Origin of the sequence: Pseudomonas sp. lyk4-TYG-107, assembly GCF_030209055.1 — a bacterium.
Taxonomy (GTDB): domain Bacteria; phylum Pseudomonadota; class Gammaproteobacteria; order Pseudomonadales; family Pseudomonadaceae; genus Aquipseudomonas; species Aquipseudomonas putida_A.
The window spans coordinates 1-24,812 of record NZ_JARVST010000039.1 but is presented as its reverse complement, the minus strand read 5'-3'; the positions used below and the strand labels follow the sequence as shown (position 1 = coordinate 24,812).

Here is a 24,812-nt window from a genome sequence, read left to right as displayed (position 1 = left end):
AACCGCCGACATTCTGCTTGTAAGGCAGACGCTCTCCCAGCTGAGCTAATCACCCGTTTGCATCTCCGAGGCCGCGAAATTTACGCAGGTAGCGAACCTAAGTCAATAGCAGGATTGAAGTTTTTCTGAAAAAGACGAAATTGCTTCATTCCCTGAAGAAAGCAACAACCCTGAAACCGCTATCGCGAGCAGGCTCACTCCCACAGGTTTGCGGCTTCGCTTCTTAGTCCGTGTAAATCATCTTCTTGGTCATGCCGCCATCCACGACGAATTCCTGCCCAGTGACAAACCCGGCATTGCGCGACAACAGCCACGCGACCATCGCCGCCACATCCTCGACCGTCCCTACCCTGCCCGCCGGATGCTGAGCATGATCGGCATCGGCCAAAGGCTCGGCTCGCCGCGCAGAAGGATCCCGGGCATCAATCCAGCCAGGGCTGACCGCATTGACGCGAATTTCCGGCCCGAGGCTGATCGCCAGCGCGTGGGTCAGCGCCAACAACCCGCCCTTGCTCGCCGCATACGCCTCGGAATCAGCCTCCGACTGCCGCGCACGGGTCGAGGCCAGATTGACGATCGAGCCGTTGTGCGCGCGCAGGTACGGCGCACAGTGCTTGGCCAGCAGCATCGGCCCGCTGAGATTCACCGCCAGCACCCGATTCCAGTACGCCAGATCAAGACTTTCCAGGGTGATGTTGTGCGGGTCAGCGACTGCCGCGTTGCACACCAGCGCATCGAGACGACCAAATTGGCCGAGCACCTCGGCGACGCCCAGCGCGACCTGACTTTCATCCGCCACGTCCATGGCGATGAACCAGGCATTCTCGCCCAGCACCTTCGCCACTTTCGAACCGCGCACACGATCGAGATCAGTCAACACCACTTGCCAGCCTTCGCTGATCAACCAGGCCGCGATACCCAAACCGATGCCGCGCGCAGCACCGGTAACCAGCGCCACGCGGCCATGGGTGCCCGCCTTCGGAGTAGACAACTCGATCACAACGCCGCCAGACCGCGCGACAGATCAGCCTGCAGGTCCGCCACGTCTTCCAGACCGACCGCGATGCGGATCAGGCTGTCACGAATCCCTGCTGCTTCACGCTCCTGTGGCGCCAGACGGCCATGGGAGGTGGTGCTCGGATGAGTGATGGTGGTTTTGCTGTCACCAAGGTTGGCGGTGATCGAGATCAACCGGGTGGCATCGATAAAGCGCCACGCGCCCTCTTTGCCGCCCTTGACCTCGAAACTCACCACCGCGCCGAAGCCCTTCTGCTGACGCTGGGCCAGTTCATGCTGCGGATGGCTCTTGAGACCGGCGTAATGAACCTTCTCGATACCGTCCTGCTGCTCCAGCCATTCGGCCAGTTGCTGGGCGTTGGCGCAGTGCGCCTTCATCCGCAGATTCAGGGTTTCCAGGCCCTTGAGGAAGATCCACGCGTTGAACGGACTCAGTGTCGGCCCGGCGGTGCGCAGGAAACCGACAACTTCTTTCATCTGCTCGCTGCGACCGGCCACCACACCGCCCATGCAGCGGCCCTGGCCGTCGATGAACTTGGTCGCCGAGTGCACGACGATGTCCGCACCGAGTTTCAGCGGTTGCTGCAAGGCAGGCGTGCAGAAGCAGTTGTCGACCACCAGCATCGCGCCTTTGGCGTGAGCGATTTCCGCCAGTGCGGTGATATCCACCAGCTCGGCCAACGGATTGGACGGCGACTCGACGAACAGCAGCTTGGTGTTCGGCTTGATCGCCGCATCCCAAGCCGAGAGATCGGCCAGCGGCACGTAGTCAACTTGCACACCGAAACGCTTGAAGTATTTCTCGAACAGGCTGATGGTCGAACCGAACACGCTGCGCGACACCAGGACGTGATCGCCGGCACTGCACAGGCTCATCACCACCGCCATGATCGCGGCCATGCCCGTGGCGGTGGCGACCGCTTGCTCAGCGCCTTCCAGCGCAGCGATACGCTCTTCGAACGCGCGCACGGTCGGGTTGGTGTAGCGCGAGTAAACGTTGCCCGGCACTTCCCCGGCAAACCGCGCGGCCGCGTCGGCAGCGGTGCGGAACACGTAGCTGGAAGTGAAGAACATCGGATCACCGTGTTCGCCTTCCGGCGTACGGTGCTGACCGGCACGTACGGCCAGGGTATCGAACGCTACGCCTTCGAGGTCGCTGTCCAGCCGACCGGCATCCCATTCCTGACTCATGCTGTCACTCCTTGCCCTGTTCTGAATAAATGAAAGTCTTTTGCCAGATACAAAACCGGCCCCTCAGGGCCGGTAGAAACTCAGTTGTTGTACAGATCGATGATCGCACTGACCGCCTGGGTCTTGACCTTGGAGGCATCGTTGCGTGCCTGCTCGATCTTGTCCAGGTAGGCCTCATCGACGTCGCCGGTGACGTACTTGCCGTCGAACACCGCGCAATCGAAGTTTTCGATCTTGATCTTGCCGCCACCGACTGCTTCGATCAAGTCAGGCAGATCCTGATAGATCAGCCAGTCTGCACCGATCAGATCCGCCACATCCTGAGTCGAACGATTGTGTGCGATCAGTTCGTGAGCGCTCGGCATGTCGATGCCGTAAACGTTCGGGAAGCGTACGGCCGGGGCCGCCGAGCAGAAGTAGACGTTTTTCGCGCCGGCTTCGCGGGCCATCTGGATGATCTGCTTGCAGGTGGTGCCGCGTACGATCGAGTCGTCGACCAGCATCACGTTCTTGCCGCGGAATTCCAGCTCGATCGCGTTGAGCTTCTGGCGAACCGACTTCTTGCGGGCAGCCTGGCCCGGCATGATGAAGGTCCGGCCGATGTAACGGTTCTTGACAAAGCCTTCGCGGAATTTCACGCCCAGGTGGTTCGCCAGCTCCAGCGCGGCGGTGCGGCTGGTGTCCGGAATCGGGATGACCACGTCGATGTCGTGCTCCGGACGCTCGCGCAGGATCTTCTCGGCGAGTTTCTCGCCCATGCGCAGACGCGCCTTGTACACCGACACGCCGTCGATGATCGAATCCGGACGCGCCAGGTAAACGTGTTCGAAGATGCAGGGGGTCAGGGACGGGTTGGTCGCGCACTGACGGGTGTGCAGTTTGCCGTCTTCAGTGATGTAGACCGCTTCGCCCGGGGCCAAGTCGCGGATCAGGGTGAAACCGAGCACGTCTAGCGAAACGCTTTCGGAAGCGATCATGTACTCGACGCCTTCGTCGGTGTGACGCTGGCCGAACACGATCGGACGGATGCCGTGCGGGTCACGGAAACCGACGATGCCGTAACCGGTGATCATCGCCACCACCGCGTAACCGCCGACGCAACGGTTGTGCACGTCGGTCACGGCGGCAAACACGTCTTCTTCGGTCGGCTGCAGCTTGCCGCGCTGGGCCAGCTCGTGGGCGAACACGTTGAGCAGCACTTCCGAGTCGGAACTGGTGTTGACGTGACGCAGGTCGGATTCGTAGATCTCCTTGGCCAACTGTTCAACGTTGGTCAGGTTGCCGTTGTGCGCCAGGGTGATGCCGTAAGGCGAGTTGACGTAAAACGGCTGCGCTTCGGCCGAGGTCGAGCTGCCGGCAGTCGGGTAACGGACGTGGCCGATACCCATGTGGCCGACCAGGCGCTGCATGTGACGCTGCTGAAACACGTCACGCACCAGACCATTGTCCTTGCGCAAGAACAACCGGCCATCATGGCTGGTCACGATACCGGCAGCGTCCTGGCCGCGGTGCTGGAGCACGGTTAGCGCGTCATACAGCGCCTGATTGACGTTCGACTTACCGACGATACCGACGATGCCACACATGCGACGCAACCCCTACTTAATGGATCTGAACTGAACAACACTCACTGAGGCGTTTTGGCCGACGGCAAGAGTTGCTCCTTGAACGGAATATCAGCGGGTACGCTGATTCCGCTGGCAAGCCACCGACTGCTCCACCCGAGAATCAGGTTTTTGGACCAGTCGGCGACCAATAGAAACTTTGGCACGAGCTGTGATTCTTTCCACCACCCGTCCTGCTGTACCGGCCCCAGGCTCAACAGCCCGACTGCCACGACCACCAGCAACACGCCACGCGCCGCGCCGAAGGCCATGCCCAGGAATCGGTCGGTGCCGGACAATCCGGTCACGCGCACCAACTCGCCGATAAGATAATTGATCATTGCGCCCACGATCAGCGTGGCGACAAACATGATGGCACAGCCCGCGATCACGCGAGCCGATGGGGTTTCGATGTATCCGGCGAGGTACTCGGACAGTGAGCCACCGAACATCCAGGCAACCGCTCCTGCGATGATCCAGGTCACCAGCGATAATGCTTCCTTGACGAAGCCGCGGCTCAAACTGATCAAAGCGGAGATGGCGATGATTGCAACGATCGCCCAGTCAACCAGGGTAAATGGCACAGTGCAGCCTACAGACGGATAAGGCGGCGCATTTTAGCAGAGCGCACCGCTGTCGGTAAGCTGCGATTTTCAGTGCATTTCAATCGAATCGATAGATCCTAGCCGCGCTCGGGCTGGAAGCGCACGACAAACCCCTTTAGGTTCTGCTGGCGACTCAACAGATCACGCAGACGATCGGCCTCGGCACGCTCGATCAGCGGACCCACGAACACCCGGTTCTTGCCGTCGGCGGAACGGATATAAGCGTTGTAGCCCTGACTGCGCAGGGTTTTCTGCAGGCTTTCGGCGCTGGCGCGACTCGACAGACTGGCCAGTTGCACCGACCAGCTGACCGACAGACCGTTGGCATCGACGCGACTTTGCGTGGTGTCAGGTTTCGACGCAGCAGCAATAGGCTGAGCAGGTGCCGGAATCGGTTTGGCCACCGCAGGCGGCGCAGTCGGCTTGGCGATTGCTATGGGCGCCGTCGGCGCCGGGGCTGCCGCGATTGGTGCAGCAGGCGCAGTATCTTCTGCGACTTCTTCATCCGCTGGCACCGGTTCTTGTGGCAAAGCTTGCGGCTCAGGCACGGCCACCGACTCCATTTGCACCTGCGGCATCGAAGGGGCTTGCGGCGCGGCAGGCGCCTCGACCGTCACTTGACGTTGCTCGTCCTGGCGGGAAAACAGCATCGGCAGGAAAATCACCGCCAGTGCCACCAGCACCAGGGCGCCAACCATGCGCTGCTTGTACGCTTTATCCAGCAAAGCCATTTGCCGCTTCCTCCGTGGAGCGCCGGGCCAGCCATTCAAGGGCCTCGGCGACACAATAAAATGATCCGAACAACAGAATCTCGTCGTCGCTGGTTGCGATCTCGCACTGCCCTTCCAGCGCAGCCGCGACACTGTCATAGGACGTGACGGACGCGCCAAGGTTCTGCAATCCGGCGTGCAATTCACTGACCGGACGCGAACGCGGCGAATCCAGCGGCGCGACCGCCCAATGCTGGACACTAGCATTCAATTCGCCGACAACACCATCCAGATCCTTGTCGGCCAGCAAGCCGAACACCGCCAGGCGCTTGCCTACCGGCGGCCGACTGGCCAGGCGCCGTGCCAGATACTCCGCCGCGTGCGGGTTATGCCCCACGTCCAGCAGCAGGTTCAGGCGCTTGCCATCGAATTCGAACGAGCGGCGATCCAGCCGGCCGACCACGCGAGCGGCCTGCAAGGCAGCAACAATTTGCGACGGATTCCACGGCAAGCCGAGCAGCAGATACGCCTGCAACGCCAGCGCGGCGTTTTCCATCGGCAGATCGAGCAGCGGCAAATCATGCAATTCGACCACCTGACCCTGCGCGTCAGTGCCGCGCCATTGCCAGTTGTGATCGGTGATCCCCAGATCGAAGTCGCGTCCGCGCAGCGAGAACGGGCACGCGAGTTCACGGACCTTGTCGAGCAGCGGTTGCGGAGGATTCAGGTCGCCGCACAAGGCTGGTTTGCCCTGACGGAAAATCCCGGCCTTCTCGAAGGCCACGGATTCGCGGGTATTGCCCAGGTATTCGGCATGATCGACGCCAATGCTGGTGACCAGCGCGATATCGGCGTCCACCACATTGACCGTGTCCAGACGCCCGCCCAGCCCGACTTCCAGCACCACAGCGTCAAGTTTTGCCTGTTGAAACAGCCAGAACGCCGCCAGGGTGCCCATTTCGAAGTAAGTCAGGGAAGTGTCGCCACGCCCGGCCTCCACCGCAGCGAAGGCTTCGCACAGCTGAGCATCAGTGGCTTCGACGCCATTGAGCTGCACCCGCTCGTTGTAACGCAGCAGGTGCGGAGAATTGTAGACACCCACGCTCAGGCCCTGCGCCCGCAGCAATGAAGCCACGAAAGCGCAGGTCGAACCCTTGCCGTTGGTGCCGGTGACCGTAATCACCCGAGGCGCCGGCTGGCCCAGTCCCATGCGGGACGCTACCTGTTGCGAACGCTCCAGCCCCATGTCGATGGCCGATGGATGCAACTGCTCAAGGTAGGCGAGCCACTCGCCAAGGGTACGCTCGGTCATACGTTGGCAGGCACCGGTGGAACGACGATTGGCTCGACAGGAGCGGCGACGTAGGTCGGAGTCGGCTGGCCGGTCAGTTGCGCCAGCAGATTGCCCAGGCGTGGACGCAGTTCACGACGATCGATGATCAGATCGATCGCGCCATGCTCCAGCAGGAACTCGCTGCGCTGGAAGCCTTCCGGCAGTTTTTCACGCACGGTCTGCTCGATCACGCGCGGACCGGCGAAGCCGATCAGGGCTTTCGGCTCACCGACGATCACGTCGCCGAGCATTGCCAGGCTGGCGGAAACGCCGCCGTAGACCGGATCGGTCAGCACCGAGATGAACGGAATGCCTTCTTCACGCAAACGCGCCAGTACCGCCGACGTCTTGGCCATCTGCATCAGCGAGATCAGCGCTTCCTGCATGCGCGCACCACCGGAGGCGGCGAAACAGATCATCGGGCAACGGTTTTCCAGGGCGTAGTTGGCGGCGCGCACGAAGCGCTCACCGACGATGGCGCCCATGGAACCGCCCATGAAGCTGAATTCGAACGCCGACACCACCACCGGCATACCCAGCAGGGTGCCGCTGACGGAGATCAGCGCGTCTTTTTCGCCGGTCTGCTTCTGTGCAGCGACCAGACGGTCCTTGTACTTCTTGCCGTCGCGGAATTTCAGACGGTCAACCGGCTCCAGGTCTGCACCCAGCTCGTTGCGGCCTTCGGCATCCAGGAAGATGTCGATGCGCGCCCGTGCGCCGATGCGCATGTGGTGGTTGCACTTGGGGCAAACGTCCAGGGTCTTTTCCAGCTCAGGGCGATACAGCACAGCCTCGCAGGACGGGCATTTGTGCCACAGACCTTCAGGCACCGAGCTCTTCTTGACCTCCGAACGCATGATCGAAGGGATCAGTTTGTCTACCAACCAGTTGCTCATGCTTTCTTTCTCCAGTACCGGCGGCCCGAACGCTCTGGTTCGCAGCCCCGCGTATGCCCTTCAGCTAAATTCATGTGTGTGGCGATGATTGATGGAACGCCGCGGTCAGCGCGGAACATGACCTGCGTGCAACTCCAGAAACCCTCAGCCTCGCCTGCTTTGTGCAAGTGCATTGATGGACGGCGGCAGTTCGCCAGCCGTCACATCGAAGTAGACGCTCCCTGCGAGCATCTACGTACGGCATTGATGAACGCGCGGATCTTCGCATGATCCTTGATGCCCTTGCTCGCTTCTACCCCGCCGCTGACATCGACCGCGTACGGTTTGACCCGGGCCACAGCGTCGGCGACGTTTTCCGGGGTGAGGCCACCGGCCAGGATCAGCGGCTTGCTCAACGCTTGCGGAATCAATGACCAGTCGAACGCCTCGCCGGTTCCGCCCGGCACGCCTTCGACGTAAGTGTCGAGCAGCACGCCACTGGCACTCGGATAGGCATCGACGGCAGCCGCGATGTCGTCGCCGGCCTTGACCCGCAATGCCTTGATGTACGGACGATGCCAGCCTTCGCACTGTTCAGCGGTTTCGTCGCCATGGAACTGCAACAGGTCCAGCGGCACGGCATCGAGGATTTCCCCCAACTCGCAGCGGCTGGCATTGACGAACAGGCCCACCGTCGTCACGAACGGCGGCAAGGCCTGGATGATCGCCCTTGCCTGCTGCACGCTCACTGCACGCGGGCTCTTGGCGTAGAACACGAACCCGATCGCATCCGCCCCGGCCTCGACCGCTGCCAACGCATCTTCTATGCGGGTAATCCCGCAGATCTTGCTGCGAACGGCTGACATATCGAGAAAAACTCCGCGTCAAATTCGGGAAAGTCCCGGATGGTAACAAAAGCGCTTGAGGGCGTCAGCCGTCAAGTTCCGAGAAACCCGTAAGGAAATGTGGCCCGATAAAACGCTCGGGCAACGGAAATTCGTCGTGATACTCGACCTGCACCAGATACAGCCCGTACGGATGCGCCGTCACGCCACCGGAACGGCGCTCGCGGCTTTCCAGCACTTCCTTCATCCACTCGACAGGGCGCTCGCCGGCACCAATGGTCATCAGCACCCCGGCGATGTTGCGCACCATGTGGTGCAAAAAGGCGTTGGCGCGAATATCGAGAACGATCATCTTGCCGTGGCGAGTCACGCGCAGATGATGCATCTTCTTGATCGGCGACTTGGCTTGGCACTGCCCTGCACGGAACGCACTGAAATCATGAGTACCGATCAGGTATTGCGCCGCTTCAGCCATGCGCTCAACGTCGAGTGGGCGGTGGTTCCAGGTGATCTCTTCGTTGAGATGCGCCGGACGAATCTGATCGTTGTAGATCACATAGCGATAACGCCGGGCGATGGCTTTGAACCGCGCATGAAAATGCGCCGGCATCACCCGCGCCCAGCTGACGCTGATGTCGTGGGGCAGATTGATATTGGCGCCCATCACCCAGGCTTTCAGCGAACGATCGACTGGCGTGTCGAAATGCACCACTTGTCCGCAAGCATGCACCCCGGCATCGGTACGCCCGGCGCACTGCAGCGAAATCGGCGAATTGGCGACTTTCGACAAGGCTTTTTCGAGCTCTTCCTGCACCGTGGCCACGCCGGTCAACTGACGCTGCCAGCCGCTGTAGCGCGAGCCTTTGTACTCGACGCCCAGTGCCACACGGTAAAAGCCTTCGGGTGCCATTTCGGCGACCGGGTTATCTATGTTTGCCAAGGTGGGACAGCCTGCTGATGTACAAAGGCGGGCATTATAAGGCTGTGGGTCGGGGATGCCAGTCAGTTCTGTGTTGACCGATCTGGCCCCATCGCTGGCAAGCCAGCTCCCACAGTTTCTGCAGCGCATGCAATACTTGTGGGAGCTGGCTTGCCAGCGATGGCGATAGCACCGCCGCCACAAAATCCAGCCCAAACAAAAACGGCAGCCTCAATGGGCTGCCGTTTTTATTTACCGCTGGCTCATGCCAGGTGCGAAAGCATTTCCTTGGCTTCGCCACGCTGCTTTTCGTCACCCTCGGTCAACACTTCGTTGAGGATGTCGCGTGCGCCGTCGCTGTCGCCCATATCGATGTAGGCCTGGGCCAGATCGAGTTTGGTCGCGGCTTCGTCGGTGCCGGCGAGGAAGTCAAAATCGTCTTCACCCAGATCATCGCCCAATGCCGCATCAGCTTCGGTGAAGGTCGGCTCGGCGATGCTCTGCGACAGGCGATCCAGCTCGGCGTTGACGTCATTCAGTTCCGCTGCGAATGCGTCAGGCTCGGCCGCCGGGTTGCTGTCCATTTCATCAGCCAGCGACAGATCGAAATCCGCCGGCAGCTCCAGATCGTCCTGTGGCACTTCGTTGGCGACCACAGGCTCGGCCGGCGACAGATCTTTCACGCCTTCGTCCAGATCCAGCAGGAAGTCATCATCCGCCAGATCCGCCGCCGGGGCTGGCGCAGGCTCGGCACCCAGATCCAGATCGAGGTCGAAGTCCGACAGGTCGTCGAGGTTCTCTTTGATCTCGGTCTGCTGTTGCAGCACCGATTCAAAGCTCAGATCGTCGTCTGCCGGGAATTCGTCCAGCTCTACCGGCGCGTCAGGCTCAACAACAGGTGCAGGCTCAACCGGAGTGATGTTGTCGAGATCGTCCAGGCTCAGGTCGAACGCGCTATCGAGATCGTCTGCCGCAGGCTCAGGTGCAGGCGCCTCCGGCTCGTCGAGCAGCAGCTCCTTGACGTATTGCGCATCGAGTTCGGCGGCGGCCGCTGCCGCAGCCAGACCCGCGACAGCGACGACCGCCATGGCCGGGAAGCGTTTTTTCAGCTCTTCGACCTTGGCGAAGTTATCACCGTTGGCCACCAACTGACGCTCCTGACCCACGAACGCATCGCGATCACCCTGCTGACCGTAGACTTCCATCAGCTTCAGACGCAGATCACTGCGTTGCGGCTCGAGGCTGACGCCCTCTTCCAGCAACGCTGCGGCCTGATTCAGGCGACCGGCATTGATGTGCGACTGAGCCTTGTCCAGCACGTCATCGGAACGCTCGGCGGACGGTGCGACCAATGGCGCGGCAATCGGCTCGGCCATCACCACCGGAGCCACTACCGCAGCAGGCGCTGGCGCAGGTGCCGGGGTGTTGAGCTTGACGCTGGCAGCAGGTGTTTCCAGGCCTTCGAAGCTGCTTTCCGGCAGATCCTGCTCGGCGGAGAACTCTTGCTCTTCTGCCAGAGCGCGGGCCATGCGCAGGTGTTTCTCGGCTTCCTGCTGGGCTTTGCGGCGACGAGCCAGCAGCAACAGCAGAAGCAGCAACACCACCGCACCGCCACCGATCAGACCCAGCAGGATCGGATTGGTCAGCAGTTCATTGAAGGTTTTGTCTTCATCGACTACCGGTTTTGGCGCAACCACTGGCGTCTCGGCAGGCGTGTCGACCGGTGGCGCAATCGCCGATTCAGGTGTTGGCGCCGCTTCTGCCGGGGTGGCTGGAGGGGTTGCAGCTAGTTCGGCGGTGATCGCCGGTACGGCAGCAGTGGCGGCTGGCGCAGCGCCCGGGCCTTCGGCCTGCATCTTCGCCAGTTGATTGTTCTTCAGCTCGATCAGGCGTTGCAGCTTGTCCAGCTGACTTTGCAGATCGGCCATGCGGCTTTTCAGTTCCTCGTTGTCACGACGGGTCGTGTCGAGGCTTTCCTGAGTCACCGCCAGCTTGTTGCTCAACGCCTTGGCATCGCCGGCCGGGCCTTTGCCACGCCCTTTGGCGTTTTCGGCAGAGACCAGACTCAGGTTGTCCTTGGCATTCTGGCCGGCGCCGACATTGCTGCGACCACGCTTGGTGGCATCGAGCTGCTGCTGGCCGGTACCCGGCTTGGCCACATAACGACGGCCCTGACGCCAGGCTTCGTTCTGCGCGGCGACTTCGGCAATCGCTTTGGACTGTGGCAGCGCGGTGCTTTCCACCGAGTCCGGCAGGCGCAGCACCTGACCGGTTTTCAGTCGGTTGATGTTACCGTCGATGAACGCATCCGGGTTGAGCGCCTGAATCGCCAGCATGGTCTGCTGCACCGAACCGCCGGTGCGCGCCTTCGCGGCAATTTCCCACAGGGTGTCGCGCGGCGTGGTGGTGTATTGCGACGGGTGCGTGGCGCCGGTGGTCGGTGCGGTGATGGTCTGCGCCGGCGCCGGTTGCGCAGCGGCGTCAGCGGTCTGTGGCGAGAATTTCGACGGATCCAGGAGCACACTGTAATCGCGCAGCAGACGGCCATTCGGCCACATCACCTGCACGAGGAATTTCACCATCGGTTCCGACAGCGGCTTGCTCGACGTCACGCGCAGCACGCTTTTGCCGCTGGCGTTGAGCACCGGGGTGAACGTCAGGTCGTTGAGGAAGGCCTGGCGATCGACGCCGGCCTTGGCGAAATCTTCGGGTGAAGCCAGACTCGGCACCACTTCGGCAGCAGTGAGATCCTTGACGTCGAGCAACTCGATCTCGGCCACCAGCGGCTGGTTCAGGGTCGACTTCAGGGTCAGCTCCCCGAGCCCGAGGGCATGCGCCATACCGGAGGACAGCGCCGAGGCGGCCGCTATTGCTAACACCAGTTTGCGAACTTGAACCATAGCCTCATCCTTTGTTTGAACGTTCCTCGGCCAGCGAGAAGATGTTGATTGCCGCTGCCGTAAGGCATTGCGCGCGACGACGACAGACTGCCGCGCGCGATCATTTCTTTGATGCCCCGGAAAGTCCCGGAGGGTGACACGTTATCAAGTGCTCCGGGCAAGCATAGCGCTCACCTAGAATCAGTCGACAAATTGTTGCCAAGTATCTTTTACAGCAGGTCTTTTATCAACAATTCAGCGACCTGCACAGCATTCAGGGCGGCGCCTTTGCGTACGTTATCTGACGTCAGCCACAGATTAAGTTCCGCCGGGTCGTCGACACCGCTGCGCACCCGACCGACATAGACCACATCCTGCCCCACCGCGTCACCCACTGCAGTCGGATAATCGCCGGCCTCAACCAGCTCGATGCCGGGCGCATCCTCAAGCGCAGCGTTGACCTTTGCCAGGTCGACCGCACTCGCTGACTGCAAGGTCACGCTATAGCTATCGCCAAAAAACACCGGGGCTTGAACGCAAGTGGCGGAAATCTTTAATAAAGGCTGCTTCAGCACCTGACGCAACTCGCGCACCAGACGTTTTTCCAGCAGCGTGTGGCCTTGAGCGTCGGGCGTGCCGACCTGGGCCAACAGGTTGAAGGCCATCTGCCGATCAAAGAAAGTCGGCTCCAGCGGACGCATGTTCAGCAACTCAGCGGTCTGCCGCGCCAGCTCGGTCACAGCTTCGCGACCTTGGGCGGACACGGCCAGATTGGCGGTGACGTTGACGTATTGCAGTTCGAGCAAATCGAGCAGCGGCGCCAGCACCACGGCCAGCGTCGTCGCCGAAGGGCTTGGGCTGCTGACCTGGAACGGTGCTTTCAGACCGGCGATCACCTCAGCGTTGGCCTCCGGCACCACTTGCGGCGCCTGCTCGGCCGGCAACGCGCCGGACAGGTCGATCAGCGAGCAACCGGCCGCGTGGGCACGCGCCGCGTAACTCAGGGAAACGGCAGCGCCAGCGGCGAAGAACACCAGTTTGACCTTGCTGAAATCGAACTCGTCGACTTCACGCACGCGCACGTTCTTGTTGCGAAACAGCACCGAACTGCCGGCGGATTCGCTGCTGGCCAGCAAGTGCAGGTTGCCGACCGGAAAGTCGCGCTCTTCGAGAATCTGAACGAGGGTTTCGCCGACAGTACCGGTGGCGCCGACGACGGCAATATCAAGGGTCTGGGTCATGGTTCTACCTCTGGCGAAACGGGGGGAGCGGCACTTTACCGGGTGACTGGCATGCAGGCAATTTCTGCGGGACTTGCAGTGTCTGTTCTGACCTCTTCGCGAGCAAGCCCGCTCCCACAGGGGGAACGCATTTCAAGGGTGGGAGCGGGCTTGCTCGCGAAGGCGTCAGACCAGACAACGCGAAACCTGAGGCATAAAAAAACCCGCACCTCTCACAAGGCACGGGTTCTTTCATTGCATCAAGCGATCAACGCTCAAGCAGGATCCGCAGCATGCGACGCAGCGGTTCGGCCGCGCCCCACAGCAGTTGGTCGCCGACGGTGAAGGCACCGACGAATTGCGAGCCCATGTTCAACTTGCGCAGACGACCCACCGGTACGTTCAGGGTGCCGGTGACCTTGGTCGGGCTCAGCTCCTGCATGCTGATGTCGCGGTTGTTCGGCACCAGTTTGACCCAAGGGTTGTGCTGGCTGATCAGCCCTTCGATATCAGCGATCGGCACGTCTTTGTTCAGCTTGATGGTCAGCGCCTGGCTGTGGCAACGCATGGCGCCGATGCGCACGCAGATGCCGTCGACCGGGATCGGGCTCTTGAAGCGGCCGAGGATCTTGTTGGTCTCGGCCTGGGCCTTCCACTCTTCACGGCTCTGGCCGTTCGGCAGTTCCTTGTCGATCCACGGAATCAGGCTGCCGGCCAGCGGTACACCGAAGTTTTCGGTCGGGTACGCGTCGCTGCGCATGGCTTCGGCCACGCGACGGTCGATGTCGAGGATCGCGCTGGCCGGGTCGGCCAGTTGATCGGCGACAGCGGCGTGAGTCGCACCCATCTGCTTGATCAGTTCACGCATGTTCTGCGCGCCGGCACCGGAGGCCGCCTGATACGTCATGGCGCTCATCCACTCGACCAGACCGGCCTCGAACAGACCGCCCAGGCCCATCAGCATCAGGCTGACGGTGCAGTTGCCGCCGATGTAGTTCTTGGTGCCCGCGTCCAGTTGCTGGTCGATGACCTTGCGGTTGACCGGGTCGAGAATGATGACGGCGTCATCGTTCATCCGCAGGCTGGAAGCCGCGTCGATCCAGTAACCCTGCCAGCCGGCTTCGCGCAGCTTGGGGAACACTTCGCTGGTGTAGTCGCCGCCCTGGCAGGTCAGGATCACGTCGAGGGTTTTCAGCTCTTCAATGCTGTAAGCGTCCTTGAGCGGAGCAATATCCTTGCCCACGGACGGGCCTTGGCCACCGACATTGGAAGTGGTGAAAAACACCGGCTCGATAAGATCGAAATCCTGCTCTTCCAGCATCCGCTGCATGAGCACGGAACCGACCATGCCGCGCCAACCGATCAGACCTACACGTTTCATCGCAACTACACCTTCTTGAAAAGTGGGCCGCTGCTTTGTATTGAATTTCGCAGCGGGCCCGAGAGATTACAGATTCCGCAGCGCGGCGACTACTGCGTCACCCATTTCCTGCGTTCCGACTTTAGTGCAACCGGCCGAATAGATGTCACCGGTGCGCAAGCCTTGATCGAGAACCACGCTAACCGCTTTCTCGATGGCATCAGCCGCGTCGTGCAGATTGAAGCTGTAACGCAGCATCATCGACACCGACAGAATCGTTGCCAACGGGTTGGCAATGCCCTTGCCGGCGATGTCCGGGGCCGAACCGTGGCACGGCTCGTACATGCCCTTGTTGTTCGAATCCAGCGAGGCCGACGGCAGCATACCGATGGAACCGGTGAGCATCGAGGCTTCGTCCGACAGGATGTCGCCGAACATGTTGTCGGTGACAATCACGTCGAACTGCTTCGGCGCGCGCACCAGTTGCATGGCGGCGTTGTCGACGTACATGTGGCTCAGCTCGACTTCAGGGTAATCCTTGGCGACCTGCTCGACCACTTCACGCCACAGTTGGCTGGACGCCAGCACGTTGGCCTTGTCCACCGAGCACAGTTTTTTGCCGCGAACCATGGCCATGTCGAAACCGACGCGGGCGATACGGCGGATTTCGCTTTCGCTGTACGGCAGGGTGTCGTAAGACTGACGCTCGCCGTTTTCCAGGGTGCGGGTGCCGCGTGGCGCGCCGAAGTAGATGCCGCCGGTCAGCTCACGGACGATCAGGATGTCCAGACCGGCAACGATTTCCGGCTTCAGACTCGAAGCGTCGGCCAGTTGCGGGTAGAGGATCGCCGGACGCAGGTTGCCGAACAGGCCCAGTTGCGCACGAATCTTCAGCAGACCGCGCTCAGGGCGGATGTCACGCTCGATGGTGTCCCATTTCGGGCCGCCCACTGCGCCCAGCAGCACGGCGTCGGCAGCACGGGCACGTTCGAGGGTTTCGTCGGCCAACGGCACGCCATGCTTGTCGATGGCCGCGCCACCGATCACGTCATGGCTCAGCTCGAAGCCCAGGTTGTACTTGTCGTTGGCCAGCTCCAGCACCTTGACCGCTTCGGCCATGATTTCCGGACCAATACCGTCACCTGGGAGAATCAGAATCTGCTTGCTCATGCTTTCCTCGTGTCTTCAATCGGTGCGCCACTCAGGGCGCGCCCGGAAAAATTCTTAGCGCTCAGCCATCAGTACGATTACATCTGTACTGAACGAGCCGTCGGCATCAATCTCAAAATATTCTCGTACTTCGTTGCCCATCGACTGCTGCAACTGGCGGATCGCCGCGCGCATCACCTCGGGCGTGCGCATGCGCTCGACCCAACTGCTGTATTCCAGACGCAGGCGCTGACGCGTGGTGCTGCGAGTGTGCAGCCCGGCCTCGCTGACCTGCCGCAGCCACTCGCCGGCAGAATAATCGCGCACGTGGCTGGTGTCGCGCAGCACTTCGACGCTTTGCAGGTAAGTGTCGAACAACGGACTGCCCGGTGACAACACGTCGATGAACGCTGCCACACCGCCCGGTTTCAGCACCCGACGCACTTCACGCAGGGCCACCCCGAGGTCGCTCCAATGGTGCGCCGAATAACGACTGAACACGTAATCGAATTCGCCATCGGCAAACGGCAGGCGCTCGGCGGCGCCGTTGACCGTGGCAATGTTCTTCATGCCGCGATCAACCGCCGCAGCGGCGACCACATCGAGCATCTGCTGCGACAGGTCGTAGGCCACCACCTCCTTGACCAGTGGCGCCACATGAAAACTCACATGACCGGCGCCACAACCCAGGTCCAGCACCCGGGCGTCGCCCTGCCCGGCCAGTTCAGCCTGTAGCAGCGCGAATTCGGTGCCTTGAGCGTGAACGGCGCTGCTCAGGTAGGCGGCGGCCTGTTCACCGAATTGCTTTTGTACAACCTGACTGTGTTGGGCGGTGCTGGTCATGGTCACATCCTGCATTTGTGTTGTTTGAGCGGCCGTCTTCGCGAGCAGGCTCGCTCCCACAGGGGAATGCATTTCAAGTGTGGGAGCGAGCCTGCTCGCGAAGAGGCCGGCCCTGACTACATCAATCTCGAATCAATCACGCGTCGCGAAACAACCACGGCTGGCTCACACGATGCTTGGCCTCGAACGCGGCAATCGCATCACCGTCCTGCAAGGTCAGGCCGATATCGTCCAGCCCATTCAACAAGCAATGCTTGCGGAACGCGTCGATCTCGAAGCGGTACACCTTGCCGTTCGGACTGGTCACGGTCTGCTCGTGCAGATCGATCTGCAATTGATAGCCCGGCTCGGCCTCGACCTGCTTGAACAATTCATCGACTTCAGCGTCGCTCAGGATGATCGGCAGCAAGCCGTTCTTGAAGCTGTTGTTGAAGAAGATGTCGGCGTAGCTCGGCGCGATGATGCTGCGGAAACCGTATTCTTCCAGCGCCCACGGCGCGTGTTCACGGCTGGAGCCGCAACCGAAGTTCTCACGGGCCAGCAACACACTGGCGCCCTGATAACGCTCGGCGTTGAGCACGAACTCCTTGTTCAACGGGCGCTTGGAGTTGTCCTGATACGGCTGACCGACATCCAGGTAACGCCACTCGTCGAACAGGTTCGGGCCGAAACCGGTGCGCTTGATCGACTTCAAAAACTGCTTCGGGATAATCTGGTCGGTGTCGACGTTGGCACGATCCAGAGGCGCGACAAGACCAGTGTGCTGGGTAAAAGCTTTCATGCTGCGCTCTCCTTCAGATCAATTCACGAACGTCGATGAAACGACCGTTCACCGCCGCCGCAGCGGCCATGGCCGGGCTCACGAGGTGGGTACGACCACCGGCGCCCTGACGGCCTTCGAAGTTACGGTTGGAGGTCGAGGCGCAATGCTCGCCGGACTCCAAACGGTCCGGGTTCATCGCCAGGCACATCGAGCAACCCGGCTCACGCCATTCGAAACCGGCTTCGAGGAAGATCTTGTCGAGACCTTCGGCTTCCGCCTGCGCCTTCACCAGACCCGAGCCCGGTACGACGATTGCCTGCTTGATCGTCGAAGCGACTTTGCGCCCCTTGGCGATCACGGCCGCAGCGCGCAAGTCTTCGATGCGCGAGTTGGTGCAGGAGCCGATGAACACGCGATCCAGTTGAATGTCGGTGATCGCCTGATTGGCGGTCAAACCCATGTATTTCAGGGCGCGGACGATCGAATCGCGCTTGACCAGATCCATTTCCTTCGCCGGATCCGGCACGTTCTGATCAACGGCCAGCACCATTTCAGGCGAAGTGCCCCAGCTGACTTGCGGCTTGATCTGTGCAGCGTCCAACTCAACTACGGTGTCGAACTTGGCGTCGGCGTCGGAGACCAGGTCTTTCCAGGCTTCAACCGCCTGATCCCACTGCGCGCCTGTCGGTGCGAACGGACGGCCCTTGACGTATTCGACAGTCTTTTCGTCCGCAGCCACCAGGCCCACACGGGCGCCGGCTTCGATGGACATGTTGCAGATGGTCATGCGGCCTTCGACGGACAGGTCGCGGATCGCGCTGCCGGCGAATTCGATGGCATGGCCGTTACCGCCGGCGGTGCCGATCTTGCCGATCACCGCGAGGACGATGTCCTTGGCGGTCACGCCGAATGGCAACTGACCTTCGACGCGCACCAGCATGTTCTTCATTTTCTTCGCGACCAGGCACTGGGTGGCGAGCACGTGCTCGACCTCGGAAGTGCCGATCCCGTGCGCCAAGGCACCGAACGCGCCGTGGGTCGAGGTGTGCGAGTCGCCGCAGACTACGGTCATGCCCGGCAAGGTTGCGCCTTGCTCCGGGCTGATCACGTGGACGATGCCTTGGCGGATGTCGTTCATCTTGAACTCGACAATGCCGTACTCATCACAGTTGTCATCGAGGGTCTGCACCTGCAAACGCGAGACCTGGTCGGCAATGGCTGCGATGCCGCCCTTGCGCTCTGGCGTGGTCGGTACGTTGTGGTCCGGGGTCGCGATGTTGGCATCGATGCGCCACGGCTTGCGCCCGGCCAGACGCAGGCCTTCGAAGGCTTGCGGCGAGGTCACTTCGTGGATGATGTGACGATCGATATAGATCAGCGCCGAGCCATCGTCGCGCTGTTTGACCAAATGCGAATCCCAGAGCTTGTCGTAGAGCGTTTTGCCGGCCATCAGACGGTTCCTCATCAGCTTGTTTCTATGCCCTGGGCTTATCAATAACCCTTTGGCTTGTGAGGCCGATCCTATGGGGTTACATTAAATAACTCAAATTCATATTTTTTATGCTTTGGATAACCAACTGGAATACGAACCATGGATCTGGCCAACCTCAATGCTTTTATCGCCATCGCCGAGACCGGCAGCTTCTCCGGCGCCGGGGAACGCCTGCATCTGACGCAACCGGCGATCAGCAAACGCATCGCCGGACTGGAGCAACAATTGAAGGTGCGGCTGTTCGACCGACTCGGTCGTGAAGTCGGCCTGACCGAGGCCGGCCGCGCCCTGTTGCCCCGGGCTTATCAGATTCTCAACGTGCTGGACGACACCCGCCGTGCCCTGACCAACTTGACCGGCGAAGTCAGCGGTCGGCTGACCCTGGCCACCAGTCACCACATCGGCCTGCACCGCTTGCCGCCCCTGTTGAGGGAATTCACCCGCCGCTACCCACAGGTGGCGCTGGATATTCAGTTCCTTGATTCGGAAGTGGCCTATGAAGAGATTCTCCATGGCCGTGCGGAACTGGCGGTGATCACCCTGGCGCCAGAGCCGCACACACTGGTCAAAGCCGCGCCGGTGTGGGACGACCCGCTGGATTTCGTGGTGGCGCCGGAACATTCGCTGATCAGCAATGGCGCGGTGAGCCTGGCGGACATTGCCGGTCATCCGGCCGTTTTTCCCGGAGGCAACACCTTTACTCATCACATTGTCCAACGCTTGTTCGAAGCCCAAGGGCTGACGCCGAACATCGCCATGAGCACCAACTACCTGGAAACCATCAAGATGATGGTCTCCATTGGTCTGGCCTGGAGTGTTCTGCCCCGCACCATGCTTGATGAACAGGTGGCGCGCATACCTTTGCCGGGCATACAGCTCAGTCGCCAGCTAGGCTATATCGTGCACACCGAACGGACGCTGTCGAATGCGGCAAGGGCTTTCATGGCCTTGCTGGATGCGCAAATCGATCTGCCAGGGACTCCAGGCTAACTTGTGCTACTCCTATAGAGCCGCTGTCCCTGTGCCTAACGCCACCATCAGCTCAAGGCCCGTTAACAATGCCGAAATCTGTTGACCGAATTCCGCCGATGCCGCGTATTCAGGCCATTGATCCGCGACGTTCCGAGCAGAGCTGGGAGAGTGCGCCGCAATTGCTCGCCGCGCTCAACGGCGCCCGGCTCGGCGCCTGGTATTGGGACATCGAGCGTGGGCAGATCAGCTGGTCACGGGGCACTCAGGCGCTGTTCGGCTTCGATCCACGTCAACCGTTGCCCCAGGACCTGGAATATCTCGACCTGCTGCCGCCCGAAGACCGGGCGAAAACCGTGCGCGCCTTCCACGCGGTGATTGCCGGCGCCCCGCTGGAACAGGCGATGCACCACCGCATCCGCTGGCCCGACGGCAGCCTGCATTGGCTGGAAATCAGCGGCAGCCTGCTGCCGGACAAAAACGGCCGGCCCCGAATGATCGGGGTGATTCGCGAAATCACCCACCAGCGCCAGCGCGAACAGGCTCTGAGCAGCTCGGAGAAACGTTTCGCCACACTTTTTCACCTGTGCCCGAACATGGTGCTGCTGACGCGCCAGGAAGACGGCCTGATCACCGAAGCCAACCAGTATTTCGAAAGTCTGTTCGGCTGGCCGGTCCAGGATGCCATCGGTCGCACCACACTGGAACTGGGCCTGTGGGTGCACCCCGAACAACGCGCAGAGCTGGTGAAAAAGACCAAGGCCAAAGGCGAATTGGTCAGCATGGAAGTGCAGTTTCGCGCCAGCAACGGGCAGATTCATGACGGTATCCTCAGTGCGCAAAAGGTCGAACTCGAAGGCCAGCCGTATCTGCTCAGCACGTTTCTCGACACCACCGAACGCAAAGCCGCCGAACACGCCTTGAAAGACAGTCAGGAACGCCTTGATCTGGCGCTGGACTCGGCGCAACTCGGCACCTGGGACTGGCACATTCCCAGCGGCATGCTCTACGGCTCGGCGCGGGCCGCGCAACTGCACGGGCTGGAGCCGATCCCGTTTCACGAATCATTCGAGGAGTTCTTCGAAGGCGTGCCCGGCGAGGAGCGCGACAGCATGCGCGACGCCTACCGCAGCCTGCGCGAAGGCCCGGCCGGCAACTATCAACTGACCTATCGCGTGCAACTGGCGGATGGCAGCTCACGTTATCTGGAAAGCCGCGCCCGCCTCTATCGCGACGAAAACGGCGCGCCGCTGCGCATGGCCGGGACCTTGCTGGACATCACCGATCAGGTCGAGCGCGAGCAACGCCTGGTCGCCTCCGAAGAGAAATTTGCCACGCTGTTCCAGGTCAGCCCCGACCCGATCTGCGTCACCCGCCAGGACAGCGGCGAGTTCATCGAGATCAACAACAGCTTCACCCAGACCTTCGGCTGGAGCGCCGCCGACGTGATCGGGCGCACCGCAGAGGACATCGGCCTGTGGGACGCCTCGGCGAAAAGCCTGCAACGTATCGAGCGGGTGATCCGCGAACAGGGCCTGAGCAATGTCGCAATCATCGTCCAGCACAAGGACGGCCAGTCGCTGACGTGCGTGATTTCCAGCCGGCAGATCAGCGTCGGCAATCAGCCGTGCATCGTCACCACCCTGCGCGACATCACACAACAGCAGCGCTCCGAGGCCGCACTCAAGGCCAGCGAAGAGAAATTCGCCAAGGCGTTCCACTCCAGCCCCGACGCGATCACCATCACCGAACGTGACACCGGGCGCTATCTGGAGGTCAACGACGGTTTCTGCCGCCTCACCGGCTATCGCGCCGAAGAAGTGGTGGGCAAAACCGTGTACCAGATCGGCATCTGGGCCGAAGAGAAACAACGCTCGGCGCTGCTTGCCGAACTGCAGATCAAGGGCCGCGTGCACCATCAGGAAATGCTCGGGCGCAACAAGCGCGGTGAGTTGCTGACGGTGGAAGTGTCGATCGAACCGATCACCCTCAACGAAACCGCGTGCCTGCTGCTGACCGCCCGAGATGTCAGCCTGCTGAAAAACGCCGAAGCGCAGATCCGCCATCTGGCCTATCACGATCCGCTGACCAATCTGCCCAACCGCGCCTTGCTGATGGATCGCCTGAGCCAGCAGATCGCCCTGCTCAAGCGCCACAACCTGCGCGGTGCGCTGCTGTTCCTCGACCTCGATCACTTCAAGCACATCAACGACTCGCTGGGTCATCCGGTCGGCGACACGGTGCTGAAAATCATCACCGCGCGGCTTGAAGCCAGCGTGCGCATGGAGGACACGGTGGCGCGTCTCGGCGGCGATGAATTCGTGGTGCTGCTCAGTGGTCTGGAAGGCACGCGCAACGAGGTCAGTGCACAAGTGCGAGAACTGGCCGACACCATTCGCGAACTGCTCTCGGAGCCGATGTTCCTCGACGGCCAGCGCCTGCAAGTGACACCGAGCATCGGCGTGGCACTGATTCCCGATCACGGCTCGACCCCGACCGACCTGCTCAAGCGCGCCGACATTGCGCTGTATCGGGCCAAGGATTCCGGGCGGAACACCACGCAGATGTACCACAACACCATGCAGAAGGCGGCCAGCGAACGGCTGCGCATGGAGACTGACTTACGTCTGGCGTTGTCGCGCGGTGAATTCAACGTGCACTACCAGCCGCAGGTCGATGCGCGGGACAACCGCATCATTGGCGCCGAGGCGCTGGTGCGCTGGAATCACCCGGAACTCGGCGCGCAATCGCCCACTGAATTCATCAAGGTGCTGGAGGACAGCGGGCTGATTCTGGAGGTCGGTACCTGGATCCTCGATGAGGCCTGCGAGGCGTTCAAACAATTGATCGCGCTGAAACTGGTCGACCCGCTCAACTTCAGCCTGTGCGTGAACATCAGCCCACGGCAGTTCCGCCAGAACGACTTCGTCGAACGCATCGAACACAGCATGAGCAGCCACGGCCTGCCCTGCTCGCTGCTGAAACTGGAGATCACCGAAGGCATCGTCATCCAGAACCTGGAAGACACCATCAGCAAGATGCGCCGCCTGAAAAAACTCGGTGTGAGCTTCGCCATGGACGATTTCGGCACCGGCTATTCATCGCTGACCTACCTCAAGCGCCTGCCGGTGGACACCCTGAAAATCGACCAGTCGTTCATCCGCGACGCGACCACCGACCCCAACGACGCCGAGATCATCCGCGCCATCGTCGCCATGGCCCGCAGCCTGGAACTGGAGGTGATTGCCGAAGGCGTGGAGACGCCGGAGCAACTGGCGTTCCTGCAAGGGCTGGGCTGCCATTTGTATCAGGGCTATCTGCACAGTCGGCCGGTGGCGTTGGAGGCGTTGAAAAAGATGCTCGAATGACGAGCACAAAAAAAGGGCGCCAGTGGCGCCCTTTTTTCTTGCTCGGCCTTATTGCAGAACCGGCTTTTGCGCTCCGTTGATCGGGATGCGCTTGGCTTTCGCTTCTTCCGGGATCACCCGCAACAGGTCGATGCTCAGCAGACCGTTGCTCAGATCGGCGGCCTTGATCTCGATGTGATCGGCCAGGCGGAAGGACAGCTTGAAAGCACGCTGGGCAATGCCTTGATGCAGGAAGGTCACGCCTTCGTTGGCATCACGCTTGCCACCACTGATGGTCAGCACACCCTTCTCGACTTGCAGCTCCAGGTCTTCTTCCTGGAAACCGGCTGCCGCTACGACGATGCGGTATTGATCGTCACCGTGTTTTTCCACGTTGTAGGGTGGGTAGGTGCTGCCTGGCTCGTTGCGCAGCGCGGTTTCGAACAGGTCGTTGAAACGGTCGAAACCCACCGAGGAACGGAACAGTGGTGCCAGGGAAAATGCAGTACTCATGGTTCAAATCTCCTGAAAACAATCAGCAAGGTTTTGTGTCTCCGCGACCCGAATTCGGCATCGCGTAACCCTTAGATAGGGACCGCCAAAATGATTTCAAGAGAGTATTTGCAGATTTTTTTCAGGCTGCGGCGGCGACCGGCAAACCCAGTAAACGTGAGACTTGATCCGGTTCTGTCTCGCGACGCAGCACGGTAAACAGCTCGGTGGCCTCGGGATAATTGCGCGTCAGCATCGCCAGCCATTGCTTCAAGCGACCCGGCGATTGCCGTGCGGTCATCTGCGCCTTGGCTTGCAGCCAGAAGTCCTGAATCAGCGGCAGCAGCTCGACCCAGGTCATCTCGACCACTTCTTCACCGGCGCGCGCGGCAGCGATCTGCCGGGCCAGATCCGGGCGCGATACCAGACCGCGTCCGAGCATGATGTCTTCGACGCCGCTGATCTCGCGGCAACGACGCCAGTCCTCGACGCTCCAGATATCACCGTTGGCGAACACCGGCACCTTGACCACCTCCTGCACCCGCGGAATCCACTCCCAATGCGCTGGCGGCTTGTAGCCATCAACCTTGGTCCGGGCATGCACCACGATGTGCTCGGCGCCGCCCTCGGCCAGCGCCGTGGCGCAGACCAGCGAGCCGTCCGGGCTGTCGAAACCCAGGCGCATTTTCGCGGTGACCGGGATGTGCGCCGGCACGGCGCGACGCACGTGTTCGACGATGCTGTTGAGAAGTTCTGGCTCCTTGAGCAGCACTGCCCCGCCCCGGGATTTGTTGACGGTCTTGGCCGGGCAGCCGAAGTTCAGGTCGATCACTTCCGAGCCGAGCTCGCAGGCCAACGCCGCGTTTTCCGCCAGGCACACCGGATCGGAGCCCAACAATTGCACGCGCAACGGCACACCGGAACGGGTGCGGGCGCCGTTCAGCAGCTCCGGGCCGAACTTGTGGAAGTAGGCCGGGGTGAGCAACTGATCGTTGATCCGAATGAACTCGGTCACGCACCAGTCGATGCCGCCAACGCGGGTCAGCACGTCGCGCAGGATGTCGTCGACCAACCCCTCCATGGGCGCCAGGGCAATTTGCATGGGGAAAACACACTCAGGAAGAAAAAACGTGCGGCAGTTTACTGGATATCGCAAGAAACCGCAGATCCCTTGCAGGAGTGAGCCTGCTCCCACAGGT

The 24,812-nt window shown here is 61.2% G+C and carries 20 protein-coding genes; 2 read left to right on the top strand and 18 right to left on the bottom strand.

The window, feature by feature from the left end; all coding sequences use genetic code 11:
• Positions 1-223: 223 nt before the first annotated feature.
• The 16 genes from QRN61_RS26910 to leuC all read right to left on the bottom strand — a co-directional run bounded on the left by QRN61_RS26910 (position 224) and on the right by leuC (position 18,763).
• A complete protein-coding gene (locus tag QRN61_RS26910; protein WP_027611540.1) occupies positions 224-1,000 on the bottom strand; it encodes an SDR family oxidoreductase in 777 nt (258 codons plus the stop codon).
• Positions 997-2,208, bottom strand: coding sequence for an O-succinylhomoserine sulfhydrylase (locus QRN61_RS26905; RefSeq protein WP_027611539.1), 1,212 nt, complete (start codon positions 2,206-2,208; stop codon positions 997-999). The genes QRN61_RS26910 and QRN61_RS26905 overlap by 4 nt, the downstream gene beginning before the upstream one ends.
• 80 nt (positions 2,209-2,288) lie before the next feature.
• Complete coding sequence (gene purF / locus QRN61_RS26900) at positions 2,289-3,794, bottom strand: amidophosphoribosyltransferase (RefSeq protein ID WP_003226416.1); 1,506 nt, start codon at positions 3,792-3,794, stop codon at positions 2,289-2,291.
• A gap of 41 nt (positions 3,795-3,835) precedes the next feature.
• Entirely contained in the window at positions 3,836-4,396 is a 561-nt protein-coding gene (locus tag QRN61_RS26895) for a CvpA family protein (protein WP_027611538.1), read from the bottom strand.
• Between the two features lie 98 nt (positions 4,397-4,494).
• Positions 4,495-5,148, bottom strand: a complete 654-nt coding sequence (locus QRN61_RS26890) for an SPOR domain-containing protein (protein ID WP_096796160.1) — start codon at positions 5,146-5,148, stop codon at positions 4,495-4,497.
• A complete protein-coding gene (gene folC, locus QRN61_RS26885; protein ID WP_103367617.1) occupies positions 5,132-6,439 on the bottom strand; it encodes a bifunctional tetrahydrofolate synthase/dihydrofolate synthase in 1,308 nt (435 codons plus the stop codon). Before folC ends, QRN61_RS26890 begins: the two co-directional genes overlap by 17 nt.
• Positions 6,436-7,356 carry an acetyl-CoA carboxylase, carboxyltransferase subunit beta gene (accD, locus tag QRN61_RS26880; RefSeq protein WP_027611535.1) on the bottom strand — a complete coding sequence of 307 codons (921 nt, stop codon included), beginning with the start codon at positions 7,354-7,356 and terminating at the stop codon, positions 6,436-6,438. Before accD ends, folC begins: the two co-directional genes overlap by 4 nt.
• A 200-nt stretch (positions 7,357-7,556) precedes the next feature.
• Positions 7,557-8,201, bottom strand: a complete 645-nt coding sequence (locus QRN61_RS26875) for a phosphoribosylanthranilate isomerase (RefSeq protein WP_285376310.1) — start codon at positions 8,199-8,201, stop codon at positions 7,557-7,559.
• 64 nt (positions 8,202-8,265) lie between these two features.
• The gene (gene truA / locus QRN61_RS26870; protein WP_177439981.1) at positions 8,266-9,090 is read right to left on the bottom strand and encodes a tRNA pseudouridine(38-40) synthase TruA; all 825 of its coding nucleotides are present in this window, start codon (positions 9,088-9,090) and stop codon (positions 8,266-8,268) included.
• Positions 9,091-9,362: 272 nt separating this feature from the next.
• The gene (locus QRN61_RS26865) at positions 9,363-11,999 is read right to left on the bottom strand and encodes a motility hub landmark protein FimV (protein ID WP_285376307.1); all 2,637 of its coding nucleotides are present in this window, start codon (positions 11,997-11,999) and stop codon (positions 9,363-9,365) included.
• A 209-nt stretch (positions 12,000-12,208) separates the two neighbouring features.
• On the bottom strand, positions 12,209-13,219 hold the full coding sequence (locus QRN61_RS26860) for an aspartate-semialdehyde dehydrogenase (RefSeq protein ID WP_027611531.1): 1,011 nt from the start codon (positions 13,217-13,219) through the stop codon (positions 12,209-12,211).
• A gap of 247 nt (positions 13,220-13,466) precedes the next feature.
• On the bottom strand, positions 13,467-14,579 hold the full coding sequence (gene asd / locus QRN61_RS26855; protein ID WP_003226428.1) for an aspartate-semialdehyde dehydrogenase: 1,113 nt from the start codon (positions 14,577-14,579) through the stop codon (positions 13,467-13,469).
• Between the two features lie 66 nt (positions 14,580-14,645).
• On the bottom strand, positions 14,646-15,728 hold the full coding sequence (gene leuB, locus QRN61_RS26850; protein WP_285376305.1) for a 3-isopropylmalate dehydrogenase: 1,083 nt from the start codon (positions 15,726-15,728) through the stop codon (positions 14,646-14,648).
• Between the two features lie 54 nt (positions 15,729-15,782).
• Positions 15,783-16,550: a class I SAM-dependent methyltransferase gene (locus QRN61_RS26845; RefSeq protein ID WP_285376303.1), complete on the bottom strand. Its 768-nt coding sequence runs from the start codon at positions 16,548-16,550 to the stop codon at positions 15,783-15,785.
• A 136-nt stretch (positions 16,551-16,686) separates the two neighbouring features.
• A complete protein-coding gene (gene leuD / locus QRN61_RS26840) occupies positions 16,687-17,331 on the bottom strand; it encodes a 3-isopropylmalate dehydratase small subunit (protein WP_007969234.1) in 645 nt (214 codons plus the stop codon).
• Between the two features lie 13 nt (positions 17,332-17,344).
• Entirely contained in the window at positions 17,345-18,763 is a 1,419-nt protein-coding gene (gene leuC / locus QRN61_RS26835) for a 3-isopropylmalate dehydratase large subunit (protein WP_027611528.1), read from the bottom strand.
• 141 nt (positions 18,764-18,904) lie between these two features.
• On the opposite strand from leuC, the gene QRN61_RS26830 reads away from it, so the two are divergent.
• Positions 18,905-19,795, top strand: a complete 891-nt coding sequence (locus QRN61_RS26830) for a LysR family transcriptional regulator (protein WP_103367614.1) — start codon at positions 18,905-18,907, stop codon at positions 19,793-19,795.
• A gap of 68 nt (positions 19,796-19,863) precedes the next feature.
• A complete protein-coding gene (locus QRN61_RS26825) occupies positions 19,864-23,142 on the top strand; it encodes a sensor domain-containing protein (RefSeq protein WP_285376300.1) in 3,279 nt (1,092 codons plus the stop codon).
• A 48-nt stretch (positions 23,143-23,190) separates the two neighbouring features.
• Here the strand turns inward: QRN61_RS26825 and QRN61_RS26820 are convergent, their stop codons facing one another.
• On the bottom strand, positions 23,191-23,634 hold the full coding sequence (locus QRN61_RS26820; RefSeq protein WP_007969230.1) for an Hsp20 family protein: 444 nt from the start codon (positions 23,632-23,634) through the stop codon (positions 23,191-23,193).
• A gap of 121 nt (positions 23,635-23,755) precedes the next feature.
• Entirely contained in the window at positions 23,756-24,715 is a 960-nt protein-coding gene (locus tag QRN61_RS26815) for a tRNA dihydrouridine synthase (RefSeq protein WP_285376297.1), read from the bottom strand.
• Between the last annotated feature and the right edge of the window lie 97 nt (positions 24,716-24,812).